Annotated in this window: 29 protein-coding genes and 2 pseudogenes; 20 read left to right on the plus strand and 11 right to left on the minus strand. The window is 70.7% G+C overall.

The features are described from left to right. Nucleotides 1-17 precede the first annotated feature (17 nt). The 16 genes from P3G67_RS04430 (at nucleotide 18) to P3G67_RS04505 (ending at nucleotide 10,835) form a co-directional block, all read left to right on the plus strand. On the plus strand, nucleotides 18-287 hold the full coding sequence (locus P3G67_RS04430) for a DUF6284 family protein (RefSeq protein ID WP_276092265.1): 270 nt from the start codon (nucleotides 18-20) through the stop codon (nucleotides 285-287). Continuing rightward, on the plus strand, nucleotides 284-1,270 hold the full coding sequence (locus P3G67_RS04435; RefSeq protein ID WP_276092267.1) for a DUF2637 domain-containing protein: 987 nt from the start codon (nucleotides 284-286) through the stop codon (nucleotides 1,268-1,270). Before P3G67_RS04430 ends, P3G67_RS04435 begins: the two co-directional genes overlap by 4 nt. Continuing rightward, the gene (locus P3G67_RS04440; RefSeq protein ID WP_276092268.1) at nucleotides 1,270-1,653 is read left to right on the plus strand and encodes an RRQRL motif-containing zinc-binding protein; all 384 of its coding nucleotides are present in this window, start codon (nucleotides 1,270-1,272) and stop codon (nucleotides 1,651-1,653) included. Before P3G67_RS04435 ends, P3G67_RS04440 begins: the two co-directional genes overlap by 1 nt. 29 nt (nucleotides 1,654-1,682) lie before the next feature. Further along, nucleotides 1,683-1,877 carry a hypothetical protein gene (locus P3G67_RS04445; RefSeq protein WP_276092269.1) on the plus strand — a complete coding sequence of 65 codons (195 nt, stop codon included), beginning with the start codon at nucleotides 1,683-1,685 and terminating at the stop codon, nucleotides 1,875-1,877. A gap of 100 nt (nucleotides 1,878-1,977) precedes the next feature. After that, nucleotides 1,978-4,185 carry a cell division protein FtsK gene (locus tag P3G67_RS04450; protein WP_276092270.1) on the plus strand — a complete coding sequence of 736 codons (2,208 nt, stop codon included), beginning with the start codon at nucleotides 1,978-1,980 and terminating at the stop codon, nucleotides 4,183-4,185. A 141-nt stretch (nucleotides 4,186-4,326) separates the two neighbouring features. Then, nucleotides 4,327-4,578: a hypothetical protein gene (locus tag P3G67_RS04455; protein ID WP_276092271.1), complete on the plus strand. Its 252-nt coding sequence runs from the start codon at nucleotides 4,327-4,329 to the stop codon at nucleotides 4,576-4,578. A gap of 35 nt (nucleotides 4,579-4,613) precedes the next feature. After that, nucleotides 4,614-4,808: a hypothetical protein gene (locus P3G67_RS04460; protein ID WP_276092272.1), complete on the plus strand. Its 195-nt coding sequence runs from the start codon at nucleotides 4,614-4,616 to the stop codon at nucleotides 4,806-4,808. Between the two features lie 14 nt (nucleotides 4,809-4,822). After that, nucleotides 4,823-5,290: a hypothetical protein gene (locus P3G67_RS04465; RefSeq protein ID WP_276092273.1), complete on the plus strand. Its 468-nt coding sequence runs from the start codon at nucleotides 4,823-4,825 to the stop codon at nucleotides 5,288-5,290. A 9-nt stretch (nucleotides 5,291-5,299) separates the two neighbouring features. Continuing rightward, a complete protein-coding gene (locus tag P3G67_RS04470) occupies nucleotides 5,300-5,470 on the plus strand; it encodes a hypothetical protein (RefSeq protein WP_276092274.1) in 171 nt (56 codons plus the stop codon). Continuing rightward, nucleotides 5,467-5,745: a hypothetical protein gene (locus tag P3G67_RS04475; RefSeq protein WP_276092275.1), complete on the plus strand. Its 279-nt coding sequence runs from the start codon at nucleotides 5,467-5,469 to the stop codon at nucleotides 5,743-5,745. The genes P3G67_RS04470 and P3G67_RS04475 overlap by 4 nt, the downstream gene beginning before the upstream one ends. 20 nt (nucleotides 5,746-5,765) lie before the next feature. Beyond that, entirely contained in the window at nucleotides 5,766-6,371 is a 606-nt protein-coding gene (locus P3G67_RS04480) for a hypothetical protein (RefSeq protein WP_276092276.1), read from the plus strand. An 89-nt stretch (nucleotides 6,372-6,460) separates the two neighbouring features. After that, on the plus strand, nucleotides 6,461-7,366 hold the full coding sequence (locus tag P3G67_RS04485; protein ID WP_276092277.1) for a bifunctional DNA primase/polymerase: 906 nt from the start codon (nucleotides 6,461-6,463) through the stop codon (nucleotides 7,364-7,366). Continuing rightward, the gene (locus P3G67_RS04490; RefSeq protein WP_276092278.1) at nucleotides 7,363-7,740 is read left to right on the plus strand and encodes a hypothetical protein; all 378 of its coding nucleotides are present in this window, start codon (nucleotides 7,363-7,365) and stop codon (nucleotides 7,738-7,740) included. Before P3G67_RS04485 ends, P3G67_RS04490 begins: the two co-directional genes overlap by 4 nt. Then, nucleotides 7,737-9,146: a DNA primase family protein gene (locus P3G67_RS04495; RefSeq protein ID WP_276092280.1), complete on the plus strand. Its 1,410-nt coding sequence runs from the start codon at nucleotides 7,737-7,739 to the stop codon at nucleotides 9,144-9,146. Before P3G67_RS04490 ends, P3G67_RS04495 begins: the two co-directional genes overlap by 4 nt. 88 nt (nucleotides 9,147-9,234) lie before the next feature. Further along, nucleotides 9,235-9,480 carry a helix-turn-helix domain-containing protein gene (locus P3G67_RS04500; RefSeq protein WP_276092281.1) on the plus strand — a complete coding sequence of 82 codons (246 nt, stop codon included), beginning with the start codon at nucleotides 9,235-9,237 and terminating at the stop codon, nucleotides 9,478-9,480. 86 nt (nucleotides 9,481-9,566) lie between these two features. Next, nucleotides 9,567-10,835, plus strand: a complete 1,269-nt coding sequence (locus tag P3G67_RS04505) for a tyrosine-type recombinase/integrase (RefSeq protein WP_276092282.1) — start codon at nucleotides 9,567-9,569, stop codon at nucleotides 10,833-10,835. Nucleotides 10,836-10,945: 110 nt separating this feature from the next. On the opposite strand, the gene glnA is transcribed toward P3G67_RS04505, so the two are convergent. Then, nucleotides 10,946-12,355, minus strand: a complete 1,410-nt coding sequence (gene glnA, locus P3G67_RS04510; protein ID WP_269854275.1) for a type I glutamate--ammonia ligase — start codon at nucleotides 12,353-12,355, stop codon at nucleotides 10,946-10,948. Between the two features lie 199 nt (nucleotides 12,356-12,554). On the opposite strand from glnA, the gene P3G67_RS04515 reads away from it, so the two are divergent. Continuing rightward, on the plus strand, nucleotides 12,555-13,022 hold the full coding sequence (locus tag P3G67_RS04515; protein ID WP_276092283.1) for an RDD family protein: 468 nt from the start codon (nucleotides 12,555-12,557) through the stop codon (nucleotides 13,020-13,022). 89 nt (nucleotides 13,023-13,111) lie between these two features. Here P3G67_RS04515 and P3G67_RS04520 read toward each other — a convergent pair whose 3' ends face one another. The 4 genes from P3G67_RS04520 to lipB all read right to left on the minus strand — a co-directional run bounded on the left by P3G67_RS04520 (nucleotide 13,112) and on the right by lipB (nucleotide 16,184). After that, entirely contained in the window at nucleotides 13,112-13,798 is a 687-nt protein-coding gene (locus P3G67_RS04520) for a DUF4191 domain-containing protein (protein WP_269854277.1), read from the minus strand. A gap of 61 nt (nucleotides 13,799-13,859) precedes the next feature. Then, entirely contained in the window at nucleotides 13,860-14,093 is a 234-nt protein-coding gene (locus P3G67_RS04525) for an SCO2195 family GlnR-regulated protein (protein WP_269854278.1), read from the minus strand. A gap of 216 nt (nucleotides 14,094-14,309) precedes the next feature. Continuing rightward, complete coding sequence (lipA, locus tag P3G67_RS04530; protein ID WP_276092284.1) at nucleotides 14,310-15,284, minus strand: lipoyl synthase; 975 nt, start codon at nucleotides 15,282-15,284, stop codon at nucleotides 14,310-14,312. A gap of 117 nt (nucleotides 15,285-15,401) precedes the next feature. Next, entirely contained in the window at nucleotides 15,402-16,184 is a 783-nt protein-coding gene (lipB, locus tag P3G67_RS04535; RefSeq protein ID WP_269854280.1) for a lipoyl(octanoyl) transferase LipB, read from the minus strand. 355 nt (nucleotides 16,185-16,539) lie between these two features. On the opposite strand from lipB, the gene P3G67_RS04540 reads away from it, so the two are divergent. Beyond that, a complete protein-coding gene (locus P3G67_RS04540; protein WP_269854281.1) occupies nucleotides 16,540-18,027 on the plus strand; it encodes a regulator in 1,488 nt (495 codons plus the stop codon). 44 nt (nucleotides 18,028-18,071) lie between these two features. Here P3G67_RS04540 and P3G67_RS04545 read toward each other — a convergent pair whose 3' ends face one another. Continuing rightward, on the minus strand, nucleotides 18,072-19,331 hold the full coding sequence (locus P3G67_RS04545) for an NAD(P)/FAD-dependent oxidoreductase (protein WP_269854282.1): 1,260 nt from the start codon (nucleotides 19,329-19,331) through the stop codon (nucleotides 18,072-18,074). A gap of 244 nt (nucleotides 19,332-19,575) precedes the next feature. Beyond that, nucleotides 19,576-20,475 (minus strand): TIGR01777 family oxidoreductase, encoded by a 900-nt coding sequence (locus P3G67_RS04550; RefSeq protein WP_276092285.1) that lies wholly within the window; start codon nucleotides 20,473-20,475, stop codon nucleotides 19,576-19,578. A 74-nt stretch (nucleotides 20,476-20,549) separates the two neighbouring features. Between P3G67_RS04550 and P3G67_RS04555 the strand changes: the two genes are divergently transcribed. After that, nucleotides 20,550-21,038: a GNAT family N-acetyltransferase gene (locus P3G67_RS04555; RefSeq protein WP_276092286.1), complete on the plus strand. Its 489-nt coding sequence runs from the start codon at nucleotides 20,550-20,552 to the stop codon at nucleotides 21,036-21,038. 15 nt (nucleotides 21,039-21,053) lie between these two features. Here the strand turns inward: P3G67_RS04555 and P3G67_RS04560 are convergent, their stop codons facing one another. Next, complete coding sequence (locus P3G67_RS04560; protein ID WP_276092287.1) at nucleotides 21,054-21,572, minus strand: DUF4240 domain-containing protein; 519 nt, start codon at nucleotides 21,570-21,572, stop codon at nucleotides 21,054-21,056. A gap of 164 nt (nucleotides 21,573-21,736) precedes the next feature. Between P3G67_RS04560 and P3G67_RS04565 the strand changes: the two are divergent. After that, nucleotides 21,737-22,498 (plus strand): annotated as a pseudogene (locus tag P3G67_RS04565) (SDR family oxidoreductase); the annotation flags it as partial. Here the strand turns inward: P3G67_RS04565 and P3G67_RS04570 are convergent. The 3 genes and pseudogenes from P3G67_RS04570 to lpdA form a co-directional block, all read right to left on the minus strand. Beyond that, nucleotides 22,499-23,287, minus strand: a pseudogene (locus P3G67_RS04570) (helix-turn-helix transcriptional regulator); the annotation flags it as partial. It abuts the pseudogene before it with no gap. 108 nt (nucleotides 23,288-23,395) lie between these two features. Continuing rightward, nucleotides 23,396-25,186, minus strand: a complete 1,791-nt coding sequence (sucB, locus tag P3G67_RS04575) for a 2-oxoglutarate dehydrogenase, E2 component, dihydrolipoamide succinyltransferase (protein WP_276092288.1) — start codon at nucleotides 25,184-25,186, stop codon at nucleotides 23,396-23,398. A 50-nt stretch (nucleotides 25,187-25,236) separates the two neighbouring features. Next, on the minus strand, nucleotides 25,237-26,625 hold the full coding sequence (lpdA, locus tag P3G67_RS04580; protein WP_276092289.1) for a dihydrolipoyl dehydrogenase: 1,389 nt from the start codon (nucleotides 26,623-26,625) through the stop codon (nucleotides 25,237-25,239). Nucleotides 26,626-26,892: the final 267 nt, after the last annotated feature.

The raw sequence follows: 26,892 nt of genomic DNA on the forward strand, positions 1-26,892 counted from the left end.
TGAAGGGAGCACGACCCGTGAGGGACATCGGTGCACTTCAGGCGGTTGTTACCGCCGATGAGTTCGGCCGCGAGCCGTCGGCCGCGGAGCTGGACGCGATCGAGCGCGAGATGCCGCTGATCACGGCGGAAGTCGAGTTGCTCGACGCGCAGATCATCACTCTTGACCGCACGCCGACCGAGTTGGACGCGCGGCGCATCCGCCGGGCGCGGCGCCGGGTGCTCGCCGAGCGCCGTGCCCTGGCCAACCGCGCGGTCGGCGGGACGGTGCCGGGGGGTGCGGCTTGACAACCGAGCCGAACCGGCCGGGTGTCCCGCCGCTGACCCGCCCGGAGTTGGGCCTTGCCGGGCTCGCCACGCTGGCCGCGGCCGGAGTCGGCGCACTGGGCTTGGCCACCTCCTTCGACGCAGTGTCGGCCGCCGCGCTGCGGTGGGGTTTCGGCGCGCCGTGGATGCTGCCGGTCGGTATCGACCTGGCCATCCCCGTGTTCACCGTGGCCAACCTGCTGCTGATCCGGACGGATATGGCGCTGGCGTGGGTGCGGTTCGTGCCCTGGGTGCTCACGCTGGTCACATGCGGGCTGAACGTCGCAGCCGGCCCCAACCTGTGGGCGAAGCTGGCCCACGGCACCATGCCGCTGCTGTGGGTCGTCTTCTCCGAGGTCGCCGCCCACATCTACGCCGTGCGGATCGGCGCCGCGACCGGGCGCCGGATGGAGAAGATCCGATTCTCCCGCTGGCTGCTGGCCTTCCCCTCCACCTTCGCCCTGTGGCGCCGCATGACGCTATGGGAGGTCACCTCCTACACCACCGCTCTCGCGCTGGAGAAGGAGCGGCAGCTCGCCCGCGCGGAGCTGCGCGAGCAGTACGGGCGCCGCTGGCGCAAGCACACCCCGCGCCGGACACGCGTCCTGCTCAAGCTGGGCGAGCTCGCCCCAGCGAACCAGGAAGCACCGCAGCAAGACGAGCCCGAGCCGCCCAAGCAACCCCAGGACGGGCCCGCGCCGGAGCCCAAGGCGAAGCGGGCCCGACGCCGCAGCACCACTAAGGCCAAGCGGACACCGGCCGAACTGCTAGACAACGCCCGCCAGGTCACGGCCGGTTGGGGCGACACTGAGCTGACCGCGGACCGCATCCGCACCGCGGTGCACGTCTCGCAAGCCAACGCCCGCAAGCTACGCGACGCGCTCAAGGCTGAGCGAGCGGACGCCGCCCCGCTACCGGCCGACGCCGAAGACGAACCCGAAAGCGTCGAGGCGGTGGCCGCCTGATGTCCGCGGCATTCGGCAAGTGCTACGACCCGACCGGCGCCCGCTGGGGGATACCCACATTCCCGTGGCGATTGGCCCCGGACGGCTACGCCACCCGCCGCCAGCTCCGCGCCCGAGGCTTACGGCCGGGCGGACAGCCGGTCGCCGCACAGGTGATGCGGGTCAACCGTCGCTGCGGCGGCACTCAAGTCGCCTTCCTGTACGAGATCAAACGGGCCAAGCCCGTCCGGCCCATGACCTCCCGCAAGTGGGGAGCGCTCGCCTTGGCGATGCTCGCCCGCCGCACCTGCCCGGCCTGCGGCCGAGACGCCGGATACGTCATCCCCACCTCGATCGGGACGTGCGTGGCCTGCGCCTACCCCGACGAACAGCGCGCCGCCTGAACACCCCAACCCTTCCAAGGAGTTCTGTCATGACCAACGACGCCGTGACGTACGAGTGGACCGCGGAACTGCAGGCCAACGGTGCGCCCGCGTGGGCCAAGGGCACGAGCAGCGGGCCGGAGGGCTACACCCCCGATGACGCGCACCGCGACGCCTGCGCCGCACTGGCGGAGCGCGGATTCCGTCACGTGCTGTTCTTCACCATCCGGCCCGCCCAGCACTGACAGATCACATCACGCCACCGCGAGTCGGGGCCCGGTCACGTCCGACCAAAGCAGCGGCCGGGCCCCGATCCCTCCAAAACCATCTGTGGAAGGAAGCTCAGTGAACCACGACGACGAGAACGAACTGTTCAAGCGCCTCGAAGCCGACCTGGCTACCGACTCGGGCGCTGAGGTAGTCGACCTTGGCAAGGCACGGTCGGCCCGTACCGGGTCGCCCGACTCCGTTACCGACTCCTCGGCCGACTCCGAACCGGGTCAGTCGGGTAGCGAGTCGGATGCTCCGGCCAACCGCGTGATGGTCGACCAGCCGACCGCCCCGGCCGGTCCGGGCTACCTGGGTCGGCTGCTCAGCGCGAAGCGCCGTGCGGTCGTCCCGGAGTGGCTGAAGTCCACGGCGGAGTTGAAGACCGCTACCGGCTGGGTGGCGCGCCACTACGCGCACGTCGCCGGGTATCACGGGCTGCGGGCCCCGGTCTACGCCGCCCGCCTCACCCTCCAAGCACCCACCGGCGCCGCCAAGTTCGTCGGCGGCACCCTGCGGTGGATGGCCGACCGCGAGGGCGAGCCCGTCCGAGCCGCCGCCGTGCGACGTGAGGACGCGGCCGAGTACCTGAAGCTGTCGCGGCAGCGGGATGGTCGGGTGCGGCTGCGGACGCTGGTGGCGGTGCTGGCGCTGTTCGTCGGGGTCGGGGCGGCGCTGGCCATCTACGTGCTCGCCCCCGGGTGGCTCCAGGTGGTGTCGGTGGGCGCGGTGGTCATGGCGCTGGGCTACGCGGGCCGTAAGGCGGATGACCCGGTCATCCACCGGGCGGTGGAGCTTCCAAAGGCGACCAAGCTCACCTCTGACATCGTGCTGCGCGCGCTCGGTGCGCTGGGCATCCCGGCCATCAACTCCGCGCAGGCCAAGGGCCGGGACGGGTTCGAGTTCACCGCTCCGATCACCCGCGATGGTCCGGGTTGGCGGGCGGAGGGCAACCTCCCGTACGGCGTGACCGTCACCGACATCATCGAGCGGCGCGAGCGGCTCGCGTCGGGTCTGCGGCGCCCGCTGGGCTGCGTGTGGCCCGAGGCGGTGCCGGACGAGCACACCGGGCACCTGGTGCTGTGGGTGGGGGATCAGGACATGTCCCGCGCCAGCCAGCCCAAGTGGCCGCTGCTCAAGGCCGGTTCGGTGGACCTGTTCAAGCCGGTGGCCTACGGCACCGACCAGCGCGGGCGCTGGGTCGAAGCCACCCTGATGTACATCGCGGGCGTCATTGGCGCCATCCCGCGCATGGGCAAGACCTTCCTGCTCCGCCTGCTGCTGCTGATCGCGGCGCTGGACCCGCGGGCGGAGCTGCACACCTACGACATGAAGGGCACCGGCGACCTGGACCCGGTCGGCAACGCCGTCTCCCACCGGCATGCCGCCGGTGACGATGATGAGTCGATCGTGTACTGCCTGAACGACTGCCGGGCGCTGCGCGAGGAACTGCGGCGGCGCACGAAGGTGATCCGCTCCCTGCCGCGGGACATCTGCCCGGAATCGAAGGTGACCAGCGAGCTGGCCGACAAGCGCTCGCTGGGGCTGCACCCGATCGTGTTCGCGGTGGATGAGTGCCAAGTCCTCTTCGAGCACGCCGAGCACGGCAAGGAGTTCGAGGAGATCATCACCGACCTGGTCAAGCGGGGACCTGCTACCGGCATCGTGGTCCTGCTGGCCACGCAGCGCCCCGACGCCAAGGCGCTGCCCACGGGCATTTCCGCGAACGCGTCGGCCCGCTGGTGCCTGAAGGTCATGGGCCAGTTGGAAAACGACATGGTGCTGGGCACCTCCGCGTACAAGCGGGGTGTGCGGGCGACCATGTTCGCCTGGGCCGACAAGGGCATTCACTACTTCGTCGGTGAAGGCTCCGACGCCCGGATCGTGCGCTCCATCTACGTCGACGGCCGCGACGCCGAAGCCATCGGCGCCCGCGCCCGCACGATGCGCGAGAAGCTCGGGACCCTGTCCGGGCACGCGCTCGGAGAGGAACCCGAGCGCGTGGATGCGGGCTATGACCTGCTCGCCGACATCCTCGCCGTCGTCCCCGCTGACGAGCCGAAGGTGTGGTCCGAGACCGTCGTCGCCCGGCTCGCCGACCTGCGGCCCGAGGTCTACGACGGCTGGGACCCCGAAGCCTTGAGCGCGGCGCTCAAGCCGCAAGGCATCGGCACCATCCAGGTCGGCCGCCGGGTGAACGGCAAGGTCGTCAACCGGCGCGGTATCGACCGCTCCCACATCACCGCAGCGATCGCGGAGCGTGACGGAAAGCGGGACGCGGGCTGACCGTCCGGGGCCGCTAGCGCTAGCGGCACACTCCGCTAACGTTAGCGGCCCCGCTAGCGCCCCAAACCCGCTCTGATCAGGCCGCTAGCGGATAGCGGCCCACCTGCGCAAACCCCGGAAAACCCGCTTTGGAGGGCCGTGATGACCCCTGCCCTGCTTGCTATCACCCTGCTCATAGCCGTAACGCTGTGTTACGTCGCTGTGTGTGCTGCCTCGCCGTTCGGTAACTGCCGCAAGTGCCACGGCTGGGGCTACGCGACCAAGACCGACCGCAAAGGCCGCCTCAAGCGCGGCAAGCCGTGCCGCCGCTGCGACGCCACCGGCAAGCGCATCCGCATAGGCCGCTGGCTGTTCAACCGCGCCGCCCGCATCCACCACGACGGCACCCGCTGAACTCCCCTGCTCCTGCAACCGATCGGAGCACCGTCATGACGCTCACTTTCTCCGCCGTGGCCTTGCTGGGTATCGCGGCGTTCCTCGCCCTGAAGATGCGCTCCGCCAAGGTCGGCGCCGCCGTCGTGCTGTTCCTCTTCGGCTTCTTCGCCGCCCACAGCAGCGCCGCCGGAGCCATCAACGGCATGTGCCAGTCCTTCGCCCACTTCCTCGCCCAACTGCGCGCCTAACCAGGAGGTCCACCGTGAACGAACCCACCCCATTCCGCCGCCCTGCCGGACCCGACACAGCAGCCTTACAGGTCCACCGCCCCGCCCCGGTCACGCCCGCGCACACCGCGCCGCTCGCACCCGTCCAGCCCGGCAACGTCCCGGCCGTGGCGAGCGTGGTCCTGCCGGACGGGCGAGTCGTCACCGGCTACGCCATCGAGTCCGCCAAGCCCGAGCCCGTCACGGTCAAACCCGCCGTCTCTCGTGTGGCGGTGAACGTCGCCCTCGGAGGTATCGGGTTCGGCGCAGTGTGCGGCGGGCTGTTCCTGTTGACCGCGTTCCTCGCTGCCCTGACCGCGTTCATCCACGCGCTCGTCATCCTCGCTGCCGTCAGCTTCGGCGGCTGGGTCGTCGTCCAGGTCTTCGGCCACAGCTCTGGCGGGGGCGGGACGACGGTCAACATCCGCAAGGCCGTCATCAAGCGCAACCACTTCCACGGCTGAGGAGCGCCCATGGACGTCGACCCGAACGAGATCGTCACCGTCGAACTGAGCTGGGACAACGGCGGGTGGCTGCCGGAGACCTACAGCCAGGACATCACCCGCCGGCAACTCGGCGAACTGCTCCTGCAGATCGACGACATGGCAGGCGAAACCGAGTCCACGCAGGAGCGCACCGCATGAGCCGCCGCAACCTGCCCCGCCTGCGCGTCCAGCGCACCATATGGCCCCGCCCAGCCCTGGTCCTGACCGACACACCCCGCCCCGACTGCCGCGAGTGCCACCGTCAGGGCGGCACCGAGCACGACTACGGAGACCCCGAGACGGGCGAGTACGCGGGCTGGACGCACTGGCGCTGTGTCCTGCTGCCGCTCCCGCGTCTGCCTCGATGGCTGCGGCGGGGCGATGGGCGCGACCCGTGGGCTACCGGCGGCTACAGCGACGAACCCCCGTTCTGACCAATCACGGAAGGAATCCCATGTTCGAGATCCGCGTCATCTGCGACCTGACCGACACCGACCGCGTCACCACCGCGCTCAGTAGCACGTTCGCCACCGGCGCCATTCGCCAGTACCCCACCCGCGACGGGCAGCGAACCCGCCTGTACGCCACCGCTGACCACCGCCCCGAGCCGGGACCGTGGCCGACACCGAGGCAGGCATACGCCGACGCCCCGAGCATCGACCAGGAAATCGGGTGGGCGGTCCGCACCACCGCCGAAGCCGAGTGCTTCACCGAGTTGGACCGCGCGTACTACCTCCGCAAAGCCGCGCTGCTGGACCGCATCGCGCTCCTGGACGAGCCCGACGAACCCCGCGACGCCACCGAGACCGCCGAAGCCGCCGCCGTGATGCTGCTCGACACCGACAAGAGCGCAGGCGGCCGGTACCACGGCCGGGGCTACTGGCCCGAACACCCCGCCGCCGAGGCCAACCCCCGCGGCTACGTCCGCCAGGAATACGCCCAGTGGTGGGCCAAGGAAGGCCGTGCCCAACACCGCGCGGCCCTGCTCGCAGCAGGTTGCTGCCCCAACTGCGCCTGGCCCCAGCACCAGTGCACCTGCGCTGACCACCCCGACGCCTGACTACGCCCGGGACGGCCGCCACATCTCGCCAAAGAACCGCGGCCGTCCCGGCTCTCACAGCCCTCATCACAGAACTGGAGACCTCCAGCATGACCCATGCCCCCCGCTCCGCGCTGCTCCGCGCGGCGCTGGACGCTGCCGCCCAAGGGTGGCCTGTCATCCCGCTCCGACCCGGCGGGAAAGTCCCCGCCCTCCACGGTGAGCGCCACTGCCCCCGCACCGGCGAGTGCGCCGACGGGCACCGCACGTTCGAGCAGCGAGCCACCCTCGCCCCCGAGCGCATCGAACGCTGCTGGTCGGCTGGCCCATTCAACGTCGGCATCGCCACCGGCCCCGCCGGGCTGCTGGTCATCGACCTCGACACGCTCAAGCCCAAAGACACAAAGGGCACGCCTGACGGCGTGACGAGCTTCTTGGCGCTCTGCGAGCGCGCCGGACAGCCCGTCCCCACCACCCGCCGCATCCGGACTCCCAGCGGTGGACAGCACCTGTACTTCACCGCCCCGCCCGGCGTCAGGCTGCACAACACCGCGGGGACTCTCGCCCCGAAGATCGACACTCGCGCCTGGGGCGGGCAAGTCGTCGCCCCGGGCAGCGCGACGCCCCACGGCCCGTACACGGTTCTGGACGACTCGCCCGTTGCGGACCTACCCGAATGGCTTCAAAACGCCCTGACGGCCCCGCAGAAGCCAGTGGCGGCCCCGGTCCTGTCGATGCCCACCCGCAGTCGCAGCCGGTACGCCGCCGTCGTCCTCGACCGCGAGGCAGCCACGGTCGCCAGTACGGCCAAAGGCGGCCGTAACGCCGAACTCCTGCGCGCCGTACGAGCGGTGGGCCGGTTCGTGGCCTGGCACGACCTCGACCGCGCCACCGTAGAAGCGGCTTTTCAGGCGGCGGGCGAGACGGCGGGACTGCCAGCGTCCGAGTGCCGCGCCACGATCCGCAGCGCACTGGACTGGTCCATCCGCACCGCCAGGCCCCGGGAGACGGCATGACCACCAGCCCGCCCCGCCGCGCCCTGAAAAGCATCCCGCCCACCCGCGACCGGCCCAGCACCGCCGAAGCGACCGGCGGTACCACCGGCCATAGCGCGCTGAAAGACGCCGCCCGTCAGGGCGTCCGAACTGCTCTGCGCCCTGACCCGCACCCGGCTACCCCGCCCCGCGGGGACGGCCGGACCCCGGTCGCCTGGCTCCACGTCACCGCACCTCCCGACCGGCAAGCGATCCCGTCGGCCACATCGTGGTGCCAGTGCGGCCGGTACCGCACCGCCACCGGCCGCACCAACGTGCTCCGGCTGGTCGAAGCCCACACCGCCCACCGCGAGTACTGCCCGCTCCACAACCCCACCGAGAGGAGGGCCGCATGACCGAGCCGGAAGAACTACCCGCCCCGTCCAACCCCATGGCCGTCGCGCGACGGCTCCTCCCCGACTGGCAGACCCCGGACGGGAACCTGCTGTGCCGACGCTGGCGCGGTTCATGGATGCGGTGGACCGGTACCTGCTGGCGCGAGCTGGACGACCAGCAGATGCGAGCCTCGCTCTATAGGCGGCTGGAGCACGCCACCTACACCGCAGGGACGGACAAGGACGGGCAGCCGGACATCCGCGACTGGGCACCCACGAAGCAGAAGATCAGCAACCTGCTGGACGCGCTGGGCGCAATCACCCTGCTGCCCACCGACGTTGACGCCCCGGCGTGGATCGACCGGCAGGCGGACGAGCATGACCGCAGCCCGATCGTGGCCTGCCGCAACGGGCTACTGCGGATTTGGGATCGTGTTCTGCTGCCGCACGGGCCGGGGTTCTTCAACCTCGTGTCCGTGCCTTACGCCTACGACCCGCAGGCCACCGCCCCAACTTGGGAACGCTTCCTGAGGCAGATCTGGCCCGATGACCAGCCTGCCATCGACGCGTTGCAGGAGTGGTTCGGCTACGTCCTATCTGGCCGCACCGACCAGCAAAAGATCCTGCTCGTCAAGGGCCCGTCGCGGTCCGGGAAGGGCACCATCGCCCGCGTCCTGAAAGAGCTGGTCGGGCGCGAGAACCTCGCCGGGCCCACCCTGGCCGGGCTCGGCAGCAACTTCGGCCTGTCGTCCCTGCTGGGCAAGCCGCTCGCGGTCATCTCTGACGCGCGCCTGTCCGGCAATGACGGCGGACAGGTCGTGGAGCGGCTGCTGACTATCTCCGGTGAAGACACCATCGACATCGACCGCAAGTACCGTGACCCGTGGACGGGCAAGCTGCCCACCCGGCTGATGATCCTCACCAACGAGCTGCCGAACTTCGGCGACTCCTCCGGGGTGATAGCCCGCCGGTTCGTCGTGCTGAACATGACCGTCTCCTGGCTCGGCAAGGAAGACACCGGCCTGACCGACAAGTTGGCAGCGGAGATGCCCGGCATCCTCAACTGGGCACTGGACGGGCTGGCCCGGCTGGAGCACACCGGCCGGATCACCGAACCGCCCTCCAGTCGAGAAGCGGTCATCACCATGCAAGACACAGCCTCCCCGACCAGCGCATTCGTCCGTGAACGCTGCACCACCGGACCCACGTGCAGCGTGCCCGTTGACACGCTGTGGGCGATCTGGCGGGAGTGGGCCGAGGACAACGGCGTGCGCGCCGTCGGCACGAAGCAGGTGTTCGGCCGCAACCTGCAATCCGTCGTGCCTCAGCTTCACCGGACACGGCCCCGAGACCAGTACGGCCGACAGGTGCCCACCTACAACGGGATCACCCTCAACCAGTCCGAACCACATTTGCCTGAGCCGTGACTCATCGCGACTCAACGCCCTGCCGACCCGCTCTGAGTCGCGATGAGTCGCGTCTCAGAGCAATGTGGCTCCAACTCCGGAGGTCGCAGTGAAGCCGCCCCGTGTCCCGGAGGAGACCGATCCCCGCGCCACCCTCCGCGGTGGACTCCCGGACCGGTACCTCACCCCTGACGACATAGCCGAACTGTTCGACGTGCCCAAAGAGACCGTCTACCAGTGGCGTAAGAAGCGCACTGGCCCGCCCGGGTTCCGCATCGGCAAGCACATCCGCTACGACCCCGTCGCCGTAAGCAACTGGACCGCCAAACGTATGGCTGAGGACGCAGCCGCCTAGCACCTGCCGTCATCAAGGGCCGGGTGCAGCCAAGTCGCTGCACCTGGCCCTTTTTCGTGCCCACACTGCCCCTGAGAGGAACTGCTGTGGCAGGCCACATCCAAGACCGTTGGTTCAAAACCGAGACCGGACCCGATGGCAAGACCCGGCGGGTCAAGACTGACCGATACGGCACCGGCATGCGCTACCGCGCCCGGTACGTGGCGCCGGACGGGAGTGAACGCAGCCGCTCATTCCCTGACAAGCAAAAGCGCCTCGCCGAAGCCTGGCTGACGCAGATTGCCGCCGACATGACCCGCGGCCAATACGTTGACCCGTCTGCGGGGAAGGTGACGTTCCAGCAATTCGCCACACAGTGGCTTGCGTCGCAGACCACCGACCCGGCCACCATCGTGGCCATGGAACTCCGGCTTAGGCTGCACGCCTTCCCGCACATCGGGTCGCGTTCACTGAGCGCCTTCCAGCCTGGTCACATCCGCACCTGGGCCCGGACGCTGAAGGACTCTGGCATGGCGTCCTCGTACCAGCGCGTCATCTTCGCGAACGTCTCCGCCGTGTTCGGGGCGGCCATGGACGACGGCATCATTACCAGAAACCCGTGCCGGGCTGGTTCAGTAAGAGCTCCGAAGCCGGACGCCCGGAAGCTCAAGCCGTGGACCCGTGAGCGGGTGCTTGCTGTCCAAGACGGGCTGCCGGAGCAATACGCCACGACTGTGGACGTGGGCGCCGGTTGCGGACTTCGCCAAGGTGAGATCTTCGGACTCGCTGTGGATGAAATCGACTTCCTCGGGGGCGTCGTCCACGTCGTCCGGCAGGTCAAGATGGTCGGCTCGCACCTGGTGTTCGCCCCGCCCAAGGGCGGGAAGCTTCGTGACGTGCCGCTGCCCGACGTGGTGTCGTACGCGCTTGCCGCGCACATCACCAAACGTCCGCCCATTGATGTCACGCTGCCATGGAAGACGCCAGACGGCCCGCCAGTCACCGCACCGCTGATCTTCTACTCGCGCGAGCGGAAAGCGCTGAACCGGAACTACTTCAACATGTACCTGTGGAAGCCCGCGCTGGTCTCCGCGGGCGTCATTCCGGAGCGTCAGCCGGGGGAGAGGTTCAAGCAATCGCGCGAGCACGGCATGCACGCGCTACGGCACTACTACGCGTCTGTGCTGCTGGACGCGGGGGAGAACATCAAGGCCCTGGCTGAGTACCTCGGTCACTCGGACCCCGGCTTCACGCTTCGCACGTACACGCACCTGATGCCCAACAGCCAGGACCGCGCCCGCAAGGCCATCGACGCCGCGTTCGGCGCAGCGGCGGAAGACGACGGCGATGATGGCGAGGTGATGGCCGCCGCCTGACGCTAGCCGCAAAATGGCCGTCGGCCGTGCCCTTCCGGTAGGGGAGGGACACGGCCGACGGCCCACAGACGGCCCAGGTGAGCGGAAATCCGCTCTGACCTGCGACGTTCTTAAATGTCGAAGTACAGCTCGAACTCGTGCGGGTGCGGGCGCAGTTGCATCGGGGCGATTTCGTTGGTGCGCTTGTAGTCGATCCAGGTTTCGATCAGGTCCGAGGTGAATACGCCGCCCTGGAGCAGGTATTCGTGGTCGGCCTCCAGGGCGTCCAGGACGGCCGGGAGGGAGGTCGGGACCTGGGGGACGTTGGCGTGCTCCTCGGGGGCCAGCTCGTAGAGGTCCTTGTCGACCGGCTCGGCGGGCTCGATCTTGTTCTTGATGCCGTCCAGGCCGGCCAGCAGCAGGGCCGAGAAGGCCAGGTACGGGTTGCTGGACGGGTCGGGGGCGCGGAACTCGATGCGCTTGGCCTTGGGGTTGGCGCCGGTGATCGGGATGCGGATGGCGGCGGAGCGGTTGCGCTGCGAGTAGACCAGGTTGACCGGGGCCTCGAAGCCCGGGACCAGGCGGTGGTAGGAGTTCACCGTCGGGTTGGTGAAGGCCAGCAGCGACGGAGCGTGCTTGAGGATGCCGCCGATGTAGTAGCGGGCGGTGTCCGACAGGCCCGCGTAGCCCTGCTCGTCGTAGAACAGGGGCTCGCCCGCGTTCCACAGCGACTGGTGGCAGTGCATACCCGAGCCGTTGTCGCCGAAGATCGGCTTCGGCATGAAGGTCGCGGTCTTGCCGTTGCGCCAGGCCACGTTCTTGACGATGTACTTGAACAGCATCAGGTCGTCGGCGGCGGCCAGCAGCGTGTTGAACTTGTAGTTGATCTCGGCCTGGCCCGCGGTGCCCACCTCGTGGTGCTGGCGCTCGACCTTCAGGCCCGCCTTGTTCAGCTCCAGCGAGATCTCGGCGCGCAGGTCGGCGAAGTGGTCCACCGGCGGGGCTGGGAAGTAGCCGCCCTTGTAGCGGACCTTGTAGCCGCGGTTGTCCTCCAGCGCACCGGTGTTCCAGGCGCCCGCCTCGGAGTCGATGTGGTAGAAGGACTCGTTCGACTTGGTCTCGAAGCGCACGCTGTCGAAGACGTAGAACTCCGCCTCCGGGCCGAAGTACGCGGTGTCCGCGATACCGGTGGAGGCCAGGTAGGCCTCGGCCTTCTTCGCCACGTTCCGCGGGTCACGGCTGTACTGCTCGCCGGTGATCGGGTCGTGGATGAAGAAGTTGATGTTGAGGGTCTTGTCCCGGCGGAACGGGTCGACCCGGGCCGTGGACAGGTCGGCGCGCAGCGCCATGTCGGACTCGTGGATGGCCTGGAAGCCGCGGATCGAGGAGCCGTCGAACATCAGGTCCTCGGCGGGGTCGAACGCCTCCACCGGCACAGTGAAGTGCTGCATGATGCCGGGCAGGTCGCAGAACCGGACATCGACGAACTTGACGTCCTCGTCCCGCAGGAACTTCTTGGCCTCGTCGGCGTTCTGGAACATCCAACTCCTCCTCGGCCCGGCCTGGCGTGGCTCGGGGCTTGCTGGTCCGTGCGACCAGTGCGGTGGCGCACGCTGGTCCCGACCATATGGATCCGGCATTTCTCAAGGATGACCCATTTGTTTCGCAGACGTTAACCGACGCCTGCGGTGCCCGTGGGGCCAGCGTTGGGCGCATGGCCGGGGGCAGTACCTTGGACGGGTGGACAAACGGGAAGCTTTGGGATCGTGGATCTCCGGCCCGCGTGCGGCGGCCGAGCAGATGGGCGCCGACTTCGGCTACCGGGGCAAGCGCCTGGGGCTGCCCCAGGAGGGGTCCGGCTCCATCGCGCCGGTGGGCCGGCGGATCGCGGCGCTGTGCGTCGACTGGGCGCTGTGCCTGCTGATCGCGTACGGGCTGCTGGCCCACGGCAGCACGCAGGCGGCCAGCAACTGGACCTTCGCCCTGTTCGGGGTGCTCAGCCTGCTCACCCTGGCAACGGTCGGCTGCACCCCCGGCAAGCGCCTGCTGGGCCTGCGGGTGGTCCGTGAGGACGGCGGGCGGCTGGGCGTCGGAGCGGTGGTACTGCGCACCGTGCTGCTGCTCCTGGTCGTTCCGGCGGCGATCTGGGACCGGGACAGCCGAGGACTGCACGACAAGGCGGCGCGCGCCGTACAGGTGCGGATCTAGCGCGTCGCGGCCGAAACGGGCGCATAGGCGAAAGGGGTTCGGGGCATTCGCCCCGAACCCCTTTGACGTCCGCTTCGGTGTCCGCGGTGTCAGCGCATCTTGCCGTTCCTGGGCATCCGCGCGTTCTTCGGCATCGGCCCCTTCGGGATCGGCATGTTGCTCATCAGGTCGCCCAGCGCCTTGAGCCGGTCGTTGATCTCCGTGACCTTCTGGCCGGGCAGCACCCGCGGCAGCTTGAGCAGTGTGGTGCGGATCTTCTTCAGCGAGACCTCGCCCTCGCCGCTGCCGACGATGATGTCGGTGACCGGGGCCTCCACGGCGACCCGCGCCATCCTCTTCTTCTCCGCGGCCAGCAGGGCCTTGACCCGGTTCGGGTTGCCCTCGCCGACCAGCACGATCCCGGCCCGGCCGACCGCGCGGTGCACCAGGTCCTGGTTGCGGTTCATCGCCACCGCGGGCGTCACCGTCCAGCCACGTCCGATGTTCTCCAGCACCGCCGCCGCGGCGCCCGGCTGGTTCTCCATCTGACCGAAGGCGGCCCGCTCGGCTCGGCGGCCGAAGACGATCGCCATCGCGAGGAAGGCCAGCAGGAAGCCCAGGATGCCCGCGTAGACGGGGTGACCGATCAAGAAGCCGACGGCGAGGAGCACACCGAAGGTCACGATGCCCACACCCGCCACCACAAGACCGACCTTGGGGTCGACCCGCCGGGTCATCTTGTAGGTCAGGCCGATCTGCTTCAGCCGCCCGGGGTTCTCAGATTTCTCCCTCGCCATGCCGCACAGGATACGTGGCTCGAACGGCTGAGGCGCCACCGGATGGTGGCGCCTGAGCAACTCAGCCGTCGGCCCCGTCCCGTCCCGATGTGGTGAGGGTCTCCAGTACGTGCTGAGCCTCGCGGCGGTCCTTGGCGCGCCTGCGGTCCTCCAGTACCGCCGTCCAGGCGTTGCGCCGGGCGGTCTGCTGGCCGCCGCGCAACAAGAACGCCTCCACGGCGCGCAGGGCGCCGGTGACGGATGTGGTGGTAGCGGCGGTAGAGCTCGCATGTGCATGCGCGGGGTGCGCCTGCATGGTCGGTCTCCCTCGGGCCGGAAGGAACGCAGGACTGTGCTCGTACTGCTGGGTGCTCGTGCCTGTGGGGCGCGTATCTGACTGGGTTCGGAGGCTCGAACCCAGGATCACCACATTGTGTTACCAGTCGGTGACGGACGGGTCAAACGGTCGTGAAACCCTGGCACGGCCTTTACGCCTGCCGACCCCGGCCCTGAGGCACGCGCCGCGACGGCGTCAGACGGCCTGCGTCGCCGTGGCCGAGAGCGCCGCCTCGCGGGCCTCGATCGCCTGCTGGTACAGCCGACCCGCGCGGTACGAGGAGCGCACCAGCGGACCGGACATGACGCCCGCGTAGCCGATCTCCTCGGCCTCTTCCTTGAGCTCGATGAACTCGGCGGGCTTCACCCAGCGCTCCACCGGGTGGTGCCGCAGGCTCGGCCGCAGGTACTGGGTGATGGTGATCAGCTCGCACCCGGCGTCGTACAGGTCCTGCAGCGCCTCGCTGATCTCCTCGCGGGTCTCGCCCATGCCCAGGATCAGGTTGGACTTGGTGACCAGGCCCGCCTCGCGCGCCTTGGTGATCACCTCAAGGGAGCGCTCGTAGCGGAAGCCGGGCCGGATCCGCTTGAAGATCCGCGGCACCGTCTCCACGTTGTGTGCCAGCACCTCGGGACGGGACGAGAAGACCTCGGCGAGCTGTTCCGGAACCGCGTTGAAGTCCGGGATCAGCAGCTCGACCTTGGTGCGGCCGGCCTCGCGGGCCGCGGTCATCGCGTGGATCTGACGCACCGTCTCGGCGTACAGCCAGGCCCCGCCGTCCTCCAGGTCGTCACGGGCGACGCCGGTGATGGTGGCGTAGTTGAGGTCCATGGTGACCACCGACTCGCCGACCCGGCGCGGCTCGTCACGGTCCAGCGCCTGCGGCTTGCCGGTGTCGATCTGGCAGAAGTCACAGCGCCGGGTGCACTGGTCGCCGCCGATGAGGAAGGTCGCCTCGCGGTCCTCCCAGCACTCGTAGATGTTCGGGCAGCCCGCTTCCTGGCAGACGGTGTGCAGGCCCTCCCGCTTCACCAGGCTGTGCAGCTCGGTGTACTCGGGGCCCATCTTCGCCCGGGTCTTGATCCACTCGGGCTTGCGCTCGATGGGGGTCTGGCTGTTGCGGACCTCCAGGCGCAGCAGCTTGCGTCCGTCGGGTGCGACTGCGGACACGGCGGGCTCCCTGTGACTTCGATTCTTCGGCGTACACCAGGGTACGCCCGTTGTTTACACGCCTTCCGCCCTAGGGAACCCGCGACCTCGCGGGCGCATTCCCCTGAACAGAAGGGCTCATACCGCGCGCGGCAGCGGTGCCGCCGAGGTCAGCACCTCGTGCAGGTGCTTCTCCACCACGGGCAGCAGTTCGGTCACCGCGACCTCGCGGCCCAGCTCGTTGGAGAGCGAGGTGACACCGGCGTCCCGGATGCCGCAAGGCACGATCCGGTCGAACCAGGTGTTGTCCGGATTGCAGTTGATCGCGAAGCCGTGCATCGTCACGCCCTTGGCGACCCGGATGCCGATGGCGGCCAGCTTGCGGTCCTCCCGGCGCTGGCCCGCGTTGGACGGTGCGTACTCGGGGCCGTTGAGCCGGGGGTCGAACTCCTCGTCGTGCAGCCGGGGGTCGAAGTCCAGGGTCAGCCCCGGCACCGCCGGGCGCTCCTCCACCGGGTCGCCGAGCACCCACACCCCGCTGCGGCCCTCGACGCGGGTGGTCTCCAGACCGAACTCGGCGCAGGCCCGGATCAGCGCCTCCTCCAGCCGCCGTACGTGGGCGACCACGTCGACCGGGCGCGGCAGCTTCAGGATCGGGTAGCCGACCAGCTGGCCGGGTCCGTGCCAGGTGATCTTGCCGCCGCGGTCCACGTCCACCACCGGGGTGCCGTCCAGCGGGCGCTCGTTCTCGGCCGTGCGGCGTCCCGCCGTGTAGACCGGTGGATGCTCCAGGAGCAGGCAGGTGTCCGGGACTTCGTCCGCGAAGCGGGCGGCGTGCACCCGGCGCTGCTCCTGCCAGGCCTCCTGGTACTCGACTGCGTCCGGCCCGAATCCCAGGTGGACGAAGCGCAGGTCACTCACAGCGGCTCCTCAGGTTTTGGCTCATGGCGCCGTAGCAACTGTACGGCTGGGGTGCCGATGGCCGAGAAGCGGCTGCCGCTTTTACCACGCCAACCCGGGCGGAGGGACGGATTCCGGGGTGGTGCACCGGAGTGGTTCACCCATTTCGGCGAATGTGGGGCAGGTACGGCGAAGAGGGCGGTGCGGACAGTTACATTCGCGCCGTTCCCGGCGCTAGGCGACGTAGCGAGCGCCGGGCTCAAGCACCGCCTGAGCACCGCACGACACCAGCTCCGCACCACCGTCCACCACGCACCACCCAGACCGCCCGCCCACCGCGTACCGCCATCCCTCCGAGGAGGGGACCGCACAGCACATGACGGATCGAACCACGCAGCGCCCACCCAACCGCCAGCTGGCCCAACTCATCGCCGAGGCGGGATTCTCCAACGCGGGCCTGGCCCGCCGGGTCGACCAGCTCGGCGTCGAGCACGGCCTGGACCTGCGCTACGACAAGACCTCGGTGACCCGCTGGCTACGCGGCCAACAGCCACGCGGCACCACCCCGGCACTGATCGCCGAGGTCTTCACCCGCCGCCTGGGCCGGCGGCTGTCCGCCCAGGACCTCGGCCTGGACGCCTGCGCCCCGGTGTACGCCGGGCTTGAGTTCGCGGCCACACCGGAGGAGGCGGTGGACATCGTCAGCGGACTGTGGCGCAAGGACACCGGCAGCCAGGCCGAACTCCGCAGGATCGCCTTCACCCCGGCCGGACTGGTCGTGCCCAGCAGGGACTGGCTGATCGGCCGCCCCGACGACCGGGTCGCCCGGGGTCCGGGCAGTGGCCATGACACCACGCCCGACGGTCCGCAGCTGTCGGCCAGGGTCCCGGCACAGACCCGTGGCCGCCAGGGAGCGGGCGGGCGCGGCGGACCGGCCCGTGAGCCGGGGCGCAGGGTGAGCGCGGGGGACGTCCACGCGCTGCGCTCGGTGGGCGAGCTGTTCCGCTCGCTGGACCACGCGTACGGCGGCGGCCACGCCCGGCAGGCCCTGGTGCGGTACCTGGAGCACGAGGCGGAGCCGATGCTGCGCGGCAGCTACGGGGAGGCGCTCGGCCGACGGCTGTTCGCCGCCGCCGCCGACCTGACCCGGCTGGCCGGCTGGACGTCCTACGACATCGGCGCGCACGGGCTGGCCCAGCGGTACTTCGTGCAGTCGCTTCGGCTCGCCCAGGCCGCCGCCGACCGGGTCTACGGCGGATACGTGCTGGTCACCATGAGCCGCCAGGCGGTCTACCTGGGCCACGGCCGGGAGGCCATCCAGCTCGCCCGGGTCGCCCAGCAGGGCGTGGGAACCGGCGCGCCCCCGGTCGTCCAGGCGCTGCTGCACGCCGCGGAGGCGCGCGGACACGGGCTGCTCGGCGACGCGCGGGCGTGCGCCGCCTCGCTGGCCCGAGCCGAGCGGGCCCTGGAGGCGGCACGGGCGGGCGACGAGGCGCCGTACTGGGCGCGGTTCTTCGACGAGGCCCAGCTCGCCGACGAGTTCGCCCACTGCCACCGCGACCTTCAGCAGTACCGGGCCGCCGCCCAGCACGCCGAGCGCTCGCTGCAACTGCGCGGGATGGCCTACGCGCGCAGCCGGGTGTTCTGCCGCACCGTGCTGGCCACCGCCCGATTGGGCCTCGGCGAGCTGGAGCAGGCCTGCACCCTCGCCTCGGAGGCGCTGCAACAGGCCTCCGAGATGCGGTCGGTACGGGCGCTGGAGTACGTACGGGACTTCGGCCGCCGCGTCGAGCCGTACCGGGACGCGCCACCGGTGCGGGCGTTCCACGAGCGCGCCGCGTCGCTCGGCGTCCCGATGGGCTGACCTGCGGGGCGGGCCGTATACGACGTACGGCCCGCCCCGCGCGGTCAGGCCACCGCCGGCAGGTCGCGGGCGGTGTCGCCGTACCCCGGGCGGATTCCGAAGTCCCGCATCACGTGGTGCGCGGCGCGTCGGCCGGAGAACAGCGCGCCCTGCACCGTGCTGGTGTCACGGTGGTCGCCGCACACGTACAGCCCGCACAGCACCCGCACCGGCCGCCGTACGTCATGCGGCGGCGGCATCGCAGGAACCGCGTCCGGGTCGTGGTGGACGGCGAGCAGTTCCCAGCGCCGGGTGTCCGTGCCGTACAGCTCGGCCAGGTGCGGGCGGACGGCGGCGTCCACGTCGGACGGGGGCGGGCCGAGCACGGTCGAGGTGATCAGGGTGCGCCCGGTGGGCGCCCGGGAGGGGTCGACGGCGCTGGCGACCATGGTGTGCGCCACCGGACCGCGCCGCTCGGTGTCCAGCACCAGCAGCGGCTCTCGCGCGGGTGCCCGGTCGGCGGCGTGGTGCACCACCGTCACCGGGTGGAACCCGGGCAGCCGCAGGCCCGGCAGCAACGCCGCCGCGTCCCGCGCGCCGGTGGCCACCACGGCGGCGCGGCACGGGAGTTCACCGTCGTCGGCGGTGCTCACGGCGTTCGCCGCGACGGCGGTGGCGCGCACCCCGAGCCGTACGGTGCCGGACGGCAGCGCCGCCGCGAGCAGTTCCGGAACCGCAGCCGCGCCCCCTGCCGGCAGCCCGAGCCGTCCGCGTGCGTAACCGCGCAGCACCAGATCCGCACAGTGGCTGGAGGTGACCAGCCGCGGGTCGTGCAGCAGCGCGGTCAGCAGCGGCCGCAGGAAGCCGTGCACCACCCGGGGCGGCAGGCCGCGGGCGGCCAGCGCGGTGGCCGTGGTGGTCTCCGGCCGGGCCAGCAGCCGGTCGGTGGAGGCCAGGGCGAGCCTGCTGAGGGCGGCGTTCAGCCGCGCCTTGTCCAGGGCGCCGCGCGGATGGACGGTGCGGTGGCCGCGGCCCGCCGGGGGCCAGGTGCCCGGTGGGCCCACGGTCGGCGAGACCGGCAGCAGCCGCAGCGCGCTCAGGCCGGGGGTGCGGCGCAGTTCGGGATAGGAGGTGTTCAGCAGCTGGCTCCCGCGGTCCAGGCGGAAGCCGCCGACGGTTTCGGTGGCCATCCGCCCGCCCACGCGGGGGGTGGCTTCCAGCACGGTGACGGTGACCCCCGCGCTGATCAGATGGTGTGCGGCGGACAGGCCGGCCAGGCCTGCGCCGATGATGACAACGTCCGTGTGGGATGCGTGGAACGGCACGGTGCCCCTCCCCGGGGTCGGATTAGGCTCCCCGCTGACGCGGCGGCGGGTGCCGCGCGCCGCGCTGGATGGGTCATGCCCGTATCCGCCCGGTCCAATACCGGCAGTTTCTCCTGGAGTTGACGACATTCGACGCCAGAAGGTGTCGCAAAGCGGCCAACTCCGTTCAGAATCTGGTTAGTTGAATGCAGCCCACCGGACACCGCCGGGCCACGCCGGCGCCCGGAGATGTCCGGGCCAACGGTCACCGCTCATCGGCGAGCGCCGCGCGGATCGACTGGTCGATCTCCGGGAGCGCGAACGCGAAGCCGGATTCCAACAGGCGTCGGGGGACGACGCGTTGACTGCTCAGTACGTCCTGGGCGAACTCGCCCAGGGCGATCCGCAGCGCCGGCGCGGGCACCGCCGCCAGCGTCGGGCGGTGCAGCACCCGGCCCATCGCCGCCGTCACCTCCCGGTTGGTGACCGGCTCCGGCGCCGTCAGGTTCACCGGCCCGGACAGCCCCGGGGTGTCGATGAGGTACCGCAGCGCCGCGATGTGGTCATGCAGCGCGATGAAGCTCCAGTACTGCCGTCCGCTGCCCAGCCGCCCCCCGAGCCCGGCCTTGAACAGCGGGAACAGCCTGCCCCAGGCCCCACCGCCGCGCGCCACCACCAGGCCGGTACGGGCGATGGCGGTCCGCACCCCGGCCGCGCCGGCCGCCGCGGTGGCCTGCTCCCACTCCTGGCACACCTCGGCCAGGAACCCGGTGCCCGGCGGCGTCGACTCGTCCACCACACGGTCGCCGGTGTCCCCGTAGATCCCGATCGCCGATCCGCTGACCAGCACCTTCGGTTGCGGATCCAGCTTGGCCACGGCATCGGCTACCGCCTCGGTGCCGAGCACCCGGCTGTCCCGGATCTCCTGCTTGTACGCCTCCGTCCAACGGTGGTCGCCCACTCCGGCGCCCGCGAGGTGGACCACCGCCTCGCACCCGGCCAGCCCGTCGACGTCCACGTACCGTCGCCTGGGATCCCAGCGGACCTCACGCGGGGCGGTGGGCTCGCGGCGCACCAGACGGAGCACCTGGTGCCCGTCGGCGAGCAGGGAGCGGACAAGCGCGGAACCGATCAGCCCTGAAGCACCGGTGACTGCGATACGCATGGGGACATCCTGCCCGCTGACCGGGCGCGGAATAACGCAGTGACACCCCTGTCCGGCGATGGCACAGTGCCCCCGTGTCCCAGACGCGCATCCGACCCGCGACGGCCGACGACGACCCCGCCCTGTCCGGCCTCGACCTGCGGATCTGGTCGCCGCTGCACGCGGTGACGCCCCGGCCGGAACCGGGCGGCCACTTCTTCGACGAGCGGCACCGCCCCGATCAGGTCCTGGTCGCGGAGACCGACGGCCGGGTGGCCGGATACGTACGGGTGGTCCCGCCGACCCCGCTGGCGTCCAACGCCCACGTCCGGCAGATCCAGGGGTTGGCCGTCGACGACTGGGCGCGCGGTCGCGGCGCCGCCAGGGCGCTGCTTCGGGCCGCCTGTCACACCGCCCGTGCCCAGGGCGCCCGCCGCCTCACTCTGCGGGTGCTCGGCCACAACACCCCGGCCCGCCGGTTGTACGAGACGGCGGGCTTCGTGGTGGAGGGTGTGCTGCGGGAGGAGTTCCTCCTCGACGGCGGGTACGTGGACGACGTACTGATGGCACGGAGCCTGCGGTAGCGCGTGCGGTGCGGGTCAGCCGTTGAAGCGCTGCCACAACTTGGGGAAGCGCGCCGAGATCTGGTCCGGGTCGTCGAAGTCGAGTTGCTCGCCCTCCGGCTTGATGGGCTGCTCCAGGTCCAGGTCCGGCAGCCGTTCCCCGGTCAGCTGCTCGTACGCCTCGTCGGCGGCGTACCCCAGATCCTCGGCGTAGCCGTCCGCTTCCTCGTCGAAGTCCTCCAGCAGCGTGGCGAGGTCGTCCGGGTCGCTGTGCAGCGCGCCCTCGAAGACCCGCCGCCCCTGCCCGATCAGCCAGCAGCGCCAAGCGGAGAACGCGTCCTCGTCGGCGCCGCCGAGCATGATGTCCGCCGCGCCCCACATGTCCCAGCGGTAGGCGCGGCGGAAGCGGGTCTCGAAGTGCCGGGCGAAGTCCTGCACGGCCTCGGGGTCGAGCCGGGTCAGCCGGTCGACCACCAGGTCCGCCTGCTCGTCGGGGTCGCCTCCGGCGTCCGCACGGGCGCCGTCGATGATCTCCCAGAACTCCGTTTCGTCCATCACCGCTCCAGCATCCTGGCTGTCGCCCCGGCACGCACGCGGAGTACCCCGGATGCGTCCGTGTCGTTACGCGGCACCGATCTCGTAGGAAAACCCGACAGGAGGTGTCGGGTATCGCTGCGAGGGTCGGTGGAGCGTTCACGGCGAGGAGCAGGAGGTCGAAGATGGACAAGGGTCCGCTGAGCGGCAAGGTCGCGCTGGTGGCGGGAGCGACCCGGGGCGCGAGCCGGGCGATGGCGGTGGAACTCGGCCGGTGCGGGGCGACGGTGTATGTCACCGGCCGGACGACCCGGGAGCGGCGAAGCGAGGTGAACCGGCCGGAGACCATCGAGGAGACGGCCGAACTGGTGACCGCGGCGGGCGGCACGGGGATCGCCGTGCCCACGGACCACCTCCAGCCGCAGGAGGTGCGGGCGCTGGTGGAGCGGATGGACCGGACGCACGGGCGACTGGACGTACTGGTGAACGGGGTGTGGGGCGGTGACCGTCTGCTGGAGTTCGGCAAGAAGGCCTGGGAGCTGCGGCTGGCGGACGGGCTGCGGATGCTGCGGCTCGGCGTGGAGGCGCATCTGGTCACCAGCCACCTCGCGCTGCCGCTGCTGGTCCGGCGGTCCGGTGGGCTGGTGGTCGAAGTGACCGACGGGACGGCCGACTTCAACCGCAGGTACCGGGAGAACCTCTTCTTCGACCTGGCGAAGAACGCCCCGCACCGGATTGCGTTCGGCCTCGCCGAGGAGCTGGCGGAGTACGGCGGTACGGCCGTCTCCCTCACGCCAGGGTTCCTGCGGTCGGAGGAGATGCTGGACCACTTCGGCGTGCGCGAGCGGAACTGGCGCGACGCGGTCGCGGTGGACCCGCACTTCGCCGTTGCCGAGTCTCCGGTGTACGTGGGACGGGCGGTCGCGGCCCTGGCCACCGACCCGGACGAGCAACTGCTCGTACGCCACATCGAGGCTCTCCACCGGCAGGCGCACCGTCACCCATCCGCCCTCCGGCTCCCCGGCCGCCGCCAGTGCCGACCGGGCCGCCGCCCGGTCGGTCACGTACGGAAGCCTGCGCGCCGTCCGGTGACAACCGCAGTACCACCTCGTCCCGCAGGATCGAGCGGGCGAACTCGGCCGCCCGGCGGGCCCAGAAATCCGGCAGGTCGAACTCCGCGTCCCGCTCGAAGCGTTCACCGCAGGAGGAGACCGAGACCACGCGGTCCACCCGGTACACCCGGAACTGCTCCGCCGAACGCGCCACCAAGTACCACACGCCCGCCTTGAGCACCAGACCGTACGGCTCCAACTCCCTTACCACCTCGGCGCTCTGGCGCTGGTACGTGACGCGGATGCGCCGGTCGTCCCAGACCGCCTCCGCGACAGGCGGCAACTCCGCCGGGGTGCGCGGCTCCTGGTACCAGGCGGGCGCGTCGAGGTGGAAGCGCTGGGCCGCCGAGCGCGGAGCGTCCCGCAGCTCCGGCAGCAGGGCCGCCGACACCTTCAGCCGGGCAGCCGAGGCGGCGTCCGCCAGCCCCATCGCGCGCAGCGCACGCGGTAGCCGCCGGTCCTGCCGCGGTCGGCGTAGACCGGCACGCCCGCCTCGGACAGCGCGAGCACATCGCGTCCGACCGTCCGCTGCGAGACCTCAAGCGCCGCCGCCAGCTCGGCCGCCGTCATCGACTCGCGCGACTGCAACAGCAGCACCAGATGGATCAGACGCGCCGCCCGCATCCATGCCTCCCCGTACCGGAACCCACCTACCGGCCACCGCCCGCCGGAAAGGGTGTGCCCCCGGTCCCAGCAGCGGGATCGGGGGCACACCGGTGCGACTACCGGGACTTACAGCCCCAGGTCGCCCTCGAACTCACCGGCCTCCAGGCGGGCCTTGACGTCCGACAGGTAGCGGGCGGCGTCCGCGCCGTCGACCAGCTGGTGGTCGTACGACAGGGTCAGGTAGACCATGTCGCGGATGGCGATGGTCTCGCCCAGCTCCGGGTGGTCGATCACGACCGGGCGGCGCACGGTGGCACCGATGCCCAGCTCGGCCACCTGCGGGTAGTTCACGATGATCGTGTCGAACAGCGCACCGCGCGAACCGGTGTTGCTGATCGTGAACGTGCCGCCGGACATGTCGTCCGGGCTCAGGCCACCGGTGCGCACCTTGCCGGCCAGCTCGGCGGTCTTCTTGGCGATACCGGCGATGTTCAGGTCACCGGCGCCCTTGATGACCGGGACCATCAGGCCCTTCTCCGAGTCCACCGCGATGCCGATGTTCTCGACGTCGTGGTAGGTGATGGTGCCGTCGTCGTTGATCTTGGCGTTGATCGACGGGTGGGCCTTCAGCGCCTCGGCCGCGGCCTTGACGAAGAACGGCATCGGGGAGAGCTTGACGCCCTCACGAGCCAGGAAGGACTCCTTCGCCCGCGTCCGCAGCTTCATGATCCGGGTGACGTCGACCTCGACGACGGAGGACAGCTGCGCCTGGTTGTGCAGCGCCTTCATCATGTTCTCGGCGATGACCTTGCGGATCCGCGACATCTTGACCGTCTGGCCGCGCAGCGGGGACGGCGCGGCCGCGGCGGCGGTCTTGGCGGCCGGGGCAGCCGCCGGGGCGGCCTGAGCGGCGGCCTTGGCGGTCTCGGCGGCGGACAGCACGTCCTGCTTGCGGATCCGGCCACCGACGCCGGTGCCCTTCAGCGTGGACAGGTCCACACCGTGCTCGGCGGCGAGCTTACGGACCAGCGGGGTCACGTAGGCACCCTCGGCCTCGGCGGTCGCCGGAGCGGCGGGGGCCGGGGCGGCCGGAGCCGGGGCGGCCGGAGCCGGGGCGGCGGGGGCCGGGGCAGCAGGAGCCGGAGCGGCGGCAGCAGCCGGGGCAGCCGGGGCCGGAGCGGCCGGGGCAGCCGGGGCCGGAGCGGCCGGGGCGGCCGGAGCCGGGGCAGCCGGAGCGGCGGCCGGGGCTTCCTGGGCCGGAGCCGGGGCAGCCGGGGCGGGGGCGGCGGCCGGAGTGGCGCCCGCGGCACCGATCACGGCGAGCTTGGCGCCGACCTCGGCGGTCTCGTCCTCGCCGACCACGATCTCCAGCAGGGTGCCGGAGACCGGCGCCGGGATCTCGGTGTCGACCTTGTCGGTGGAGACCTCGAGCAGCGGCTCGTCGGCCTCGACCGACTCGCCGACCTGCTTCAGCCAGCGGGTGACGGTGCCCTCGGTGACCGACTCACCGAGCGCGGGCAGGACGACGTCGGTGCCCTCGGCGCCACCCGCGGGGGCGGCGGCCGGTGCCGGAGCGGCCGGAGCCTCGGCGGCGGGGGCCTCGGCGGCCGGAGCCGGGGCGGCGGCGGGGGCGGGCTCGGGCTGGGCGGCCGGAGCCGGGGCAGCGGCGGGCGCGCCGGTGCCGTCGTCGATCACGGCCAGCTCGGCGCCGACCTCGACCGTCTCGTCCTCGGCCACCTTGATGGAGGTGAGGATGCCGGCAGCGGGGGCCGGGATCTCGGTGTCGACCTTGTCGGTCGAGACCTCGAGCAGCGGCTCGTCGGCCTCGACACGCTCACCCTCGGCCTTCAGCCAGCGGGTGACGGTGCCCTCGGTCACGCTCTCACCGAGCGCCGGCAGGGTTACGGAAACCGCCATGGTTTCGGTTGCTCCTAACGATCTGTGCGGATTGCGGGCGTGTCGAGGGGTTAGTCGTGCGAGTGCAGCGGCTTGCCCGCGAGCGCCAAGTGGGCCTCACCGAGCGCCTCGTTCTGCGTCGGGTGCGCGTGGATGAGCTGCGCGACCTCGGAGGGCAGCGCCTCCCAGTTGTAGATCAGCTGAGCCTCGCCAACCTGCTCGCCCATCCGGTCACCGACCATGTGGACGCCGACCACGGCACCGTCCCGGACCTGGACGAGCTTGATCTCGCCCGCGGTCTTGAGGATCTTGCTCTTGCCGTTGCCCGCCAGGTTGTACTTCAGGGTGACGACCTTGTCGGCCCCGTACAGTTCCTTGGCCTTGGCCTCGGACAGACCCATCGAGGCGACCTCGGGGTGGCAGTACGTGACACGCGGCACGCCGTCGTAGTCGATCGGCACGACCTTGAGACCGGCCAGCCGCTCGGCCACCAGCATGCCCTCGGCGAAGCCGACGTGCGCGAGCTGGAGGGTCGGGACGAGGTCACCGACGGCCGAGATGGTCGGCACGTTGGTGCGCATGTACTCGTCCACCAGGACATAGCCGCGGTCCATCGCGACCCCGGCCTCCTCGTAGCCCAGGCCCTGCGAGACCGGGCCGCGGCCGACGGCGACGAGCAGCAGCTCGGCCTCGAAGGTCTTGCCGTTCTCCAGCGAGACCTTGACACCGTCGGCGGTGTACTCGACGCCCGAGAAACGGGAGCCGAGGGAGAAGTTTATGCCGCGCTTGCGGAAGGCCCGCTCCAGCAGCTTGGAGCTGTTCTCGTCCTCAACCGGGACGAGGTGGGGGAGGGCCTCGATGATGGTGATGTCCGAGCCGAACGACTTCCACGCGGAGGCGAACTCGACGCCGATGACACCGCCGCCCAGGATGATCGCGGACTTCGGTACCCGGTCCAGGACCAGCGCGTGGTCCGAGGAGATGACGCGCTCGCCGTCGATGTTCAGACCCGGCAGCGACTTCGGCACCGAGCCGGTCGCCAGCAGGACGTGACGGCCGGTGTAGCGCTGGCCGTTCACGTCGACGGAGGTGGGGGAGGACAGGCGGCCCTCGCCGGTCACGTACGTGACCTTGCGGCTGGCCACCAGGCCCTGCAGGCCCTTGTACAGGCCGGAGATCACGTCGTCCTTGTACTTGTGCACACCGGCGATGTCGATGCCCTCGAAGGAGGCCTTGACACCGAACTGGGCACTTTCCCGAGCCTGGTCGGCGATCTCACCGGCGTGCAGCAGAGCCTTGGTGGGGATGCAGCCGCGGTGCAGACAAGTACCGCCGAGCTTGTCCTTCTCGATCAGGGCGACGTCCAGGCCCAGCTGAGCCGCGCGCAGCGCCGCGGCGTAGCCGCCGCTTCCACCGCCGAGGATCACTAGGTCGAAAACGGTGCTGGCGTCGTTCGCCACGTCACGTCCTCCATGCATGGGTACGCCGGAGCCGGTCCTACGTGACCGGGCGGCGGCTTTATGTTCGGCCGCTTGTTTAAACGCTTGTTCAAAATGGGCCCTGTCGTGCCGGTACAACATCTTCGCACTTGTTGACGGCTGCTGGGACGCGGGGCCGGGGTGTACGAGCGCTGTACGTGCACAGGCCATGTGCTACTGGTGAGTAGGCGACCGGATTTCGTTGAGGGCGAACGGCAAGGCCCCGGGCGGTAGCCCGGGGCCGTGGCT

The sequence above is a fragment of the Streptomyces silvisoli genome (assembly GCF_029269905.1).
GTDB classification, from domain to species: domain Bacteria; phylum Actinomycetota; class Actinomycetes; order Streptomycetales; family Streptomycetaceae; genus Streptantibioticus_A; species Streptantibioticus_A silvisoli_A.

Bases quoted from the DNA above. Each gene is read 5' to 3' on its own strand.
- P3G67_RS04440 (WP_276092268.1), top strand. From the start codon at position 1,270: ATGTCCGCGGCATTCGGCAAGTGCTACGACCCGACCGGCGCCCGCTGG.
- P3G67_RS04445 (WP_276092269.1), top strand. From the start codon at position 1,683: ATGACCAACGACGCCGTGACGTACGAGTGGACCGCGGAACTGCAGGCC.
- P3G67_RS04455 (WP_276092271.1), top strand. From the start codon at position 4,327: ATGACCCCTGCCCTGCTTGCTATCACCCTGCTCATAGCCGTAACGCTG.
- P3G67_RS04460 (WP_276092272.1), top strand. From the start codon at position 4,614: ATGACGCTCACTTTCTCCGCCGTGGCCTTGCTGGGTATCGCGGCGTTC.
- P3G67_RS04470 (WP_276092274.1), top strand. From the start codon at position 5,300: ATGGACGTCGACCCGAACGAGATCGTCACCGTCGAACTGAGCTGGGAC.
- P3G67_RS04475 (WP_276092275.1), top strand. From the start codon at position 5,467: ATGAGCCGCCGCAACCTGCCCCGCCTGCGCGTCCAGCGCACCATATGG.
- P3G67_RS04480 (WP_276092276.1), top strand. From the start codon at position 5,766: ATGTTCGAGATCCGCGTCATCTGCGACCTGACCGACACCGACCGCGTC.
- P3G67_RS04485 (WP_276092277.1), top strand. From the start codon at position 6,461: ATGACCCATGCCCCCCGCTCCGCGCTGCTCCGCGCGGCGCTGGACGCT.
- P3G67_RS04490 (WP_276092278.1), top strand. From the start codon at position 7,363: ATGACCACCAGCCCGCCCCGCCGCGCCCTGAAAAGCATCCCGCCCACC.
- P3G67_RS04495 (WP_276092280.1), top strand. From the start codon at position 7,737: ATGACCGAGCCGGAAGAACTACCCGCCCCGTCCAACCCCATGGCCGTC.
- glnA (WP_269854275.1), bottom strand. From the start codon at position 12,355: ATGTTCCAGAACGCCGACGAGGCCAAGAAGTTCCTGCGGGACGAGGAC.
- P3G67_RS04520 (WP_269854277.1), bottom strand. From the start codon at position 13,798: ATGGCGAGGGAGAAATCTGAGAACCCCGGGCGGCTGAAGCAGATCGGC.
- P3G67_RS04525 (WP_269854278.1), bottom strand. From the start codon at position 14,093: ATGCAGGCGCACCCCGCGCATGCACATGCGAGCTCTACCGCCGCTACC.
- P3G67_RS04540 (WP_269854281.1), top strand. From the start codon at position 16,540: ATGACGGATCGAACCACGCAGCGCCCACCCAACCGCCAGCTGGCCCAA.
- P3G67_RS04550 (WP_276092285.1), bottom strand. From the start codon at position 20,475: ATGCGTATCGCAGTCACCGGTGCTTCAGGGCTGATCGGTTCCGCGCTT.
- P3G67_RS04560 (WP_276092287.1), bottom strand. From the start codon at position 21,572: ATGGACGAAACGGAGTTCTGGGAGATCATCGACGGCGCCCGTGCGGAC.
- sucB (WP_276092288.1), bottom strand. From the start codon at position 25,186: ATGGCGGTTTCCGTAACCCTGCCGGCGCTCGGTGAGAGCGTGACCGAG.